We start from the raw sequence: 1,824 nt of genomic DNA, 5'->3' as shown, positions 1-1,824 counted from the left end.
AATAATTTTAAAAATAATGATAAATAACCAACGTAAGATTCCATACAAAATATAGAGAGTAAAAACAGCACAAAGAGTAAGTGATGTTTGCGCAATCATAAGGGCAAAGAGAATGAGAATCAAGATGAAATATTTTAAATCCCATGTAAATTTCTTGAAGCTAGGATAGCGAATATTGCTTACCATGAGGATTGAGACAAGAAAAGCTACAACAAGGAAGACATAGGAATGTGTGCGTAAGAAGTTAAATAGACCAAAAATATTGACTTCATTATATTCAGTTACTAGAATCCATAGGCAAATAATAGCTGCAGCAGACGGGATTGGTAATCCGATGAAAGAATTTGATTCGACATTGGTTGTGATATTAAATCGTGCCAATCTAACAGCCCCTAATACTACAAAAAGCCCGCTAATAGCAATGCCGTATCTCCCATACTCATGTCCAGCATAAAAGTAAAGCACCACAGCAGGCGCAACGCCAAAAGCCACAACATCGGCTAGAGAATCAAATTCTACCCCAAACTTACTCGCAGTATTAGTAAGCCTTGCTACTCGCCCATCTAACCCATCTAAAACCATAGAAAAAAGAATGCACCAACACGCAGAAACAAAGAATTTGGGATTATCCACCATTAATGCCTTATGTGCTATAAAAATAGCTATTATGCCCATAAAAATACTTGCTGCTGTAAAAAGATTGGGCAATATATAAAGAGGATTAAGCTTCATGATATACTCTTATACACGATGAAATACTGCATTGTTTTGTCAGTTTTTGATTATTTAGCATAATTCTAGCAGTTTAATACTTAATTGCAAGATTATATTTGTGATTTTATCTAAAATTCACTATCTCTTGCCTGATGCTATAATTGTTGTGATTTATGTATGGAAATTTGTGTTTCTCTTATTCCTTACTTATCAGTGGGATTTTGGAGCAAATGACCTTATCTTTATCTAATTTTTATCTTTTCTAAGACAAGTTGTATTATAATTGATATTCCTATTATGATATAAGGAGTTATTATGCAAGCTCAAAAAATAATACAGTGTGTTGTAAGTTTTAGAAATTTCATTTGTTTGGTAAATAAAAAATTGCATACCCAAATCAGAAAACCGAGTAATTTTATCATGACTTTTTTCTTAATGGGTTTGCTTGGACAAAATGCTATATGTGTACCGCAACATGTTTTAGACGCTTATGATGGAATCTGTTGGCAATGTTATGATAAGGAAATCTCCATTCAAAACTTTGTAACAAAATATCGCAGCACATTGCGCAATATATGCTATAAAAAAGACGCACAAGCCTGCCATATTCTAGCGAGAGTTTATGCCGCGTTGGGCGATGATGTGGGAGCAGATGAATACTTTGCTCTCTCTTGTAAATATGGATTAAAAAAAGATTGCGAGTTGGTTGTTGAAGATACGGAATGAGATTTATAGTCGTCAAGATGAAACTCTTGTTAAAACAAGGTGTTATTTGACTTGGCTTTGATAGAGTAAATATAATCTGATTCGATAGGGCGTATTGACTAATACAAAGAGAGTACAACGATATTGCAAAGAAACACTATAAGCTTATTATAAAACTTTAAATTTTAGAAAATTAAAAATTGCATTAGATTGCGTTTATTTAGAAAGTTTGGATAAAATGTCCAAAATTTGTGGGAGTAAAAGGTAAAAATGGGGGGGATTTATAGAATTTATGGAATTTTTTATCTAGTTTTTGTAATGATTCAATATGTAAAAACCCTATTATCTTCTTTTTCTGCATTGCCGATTGTTTCTATCATTTTTTTATTTATTACTGAATTAGAA

The 1,824-nt window shown here is 32.3% G+C and carries 2 protein-coding genes; one reads left to right on the top strand and one right to left on the bottom strand.

Annotation, left to right across the window (positions count from 1 at the left end):
• Window positions 1–732, bottom strand: a 732-nt coding sequence (gene pssA / locus CQA44_RS11955; RefSeq protein ID WP_115547412.1) for a CDP-diacylglycerol--serine O-phosphatidyltransferase, incomplete at its 3' end; no start/stop codon positions are given.
• 297 nt (window positions 733–1,029) lie between these two features.
• On the opposite strand from pssA, the gene CQA44_RS11950 reads away from it, so the two are divergent.
• Window positions 1,030–1,440 (top strand): hypothetical protein, encoded by a 411-nt coding sequence (locus CQA44_RS11950; RefSeq protein ID WP_115547411.1) that lies wholly within the window; start codon window positions 1,030–1,032, stop codon window positions 1,438–1,440.
• The last annotated feature ends 384 nt before the right edge of the window (window positions 1,441–1,824 follow it).

It is taken from the genome of Helicobacter sp. MIT 14-3879 (assembly GCF_003364125.1).
The sequence above is the reverse complement of the archived record's forward strand: the minus strand, read 5'-3'. Positions and strand labels throughout refer to the sequence as shown.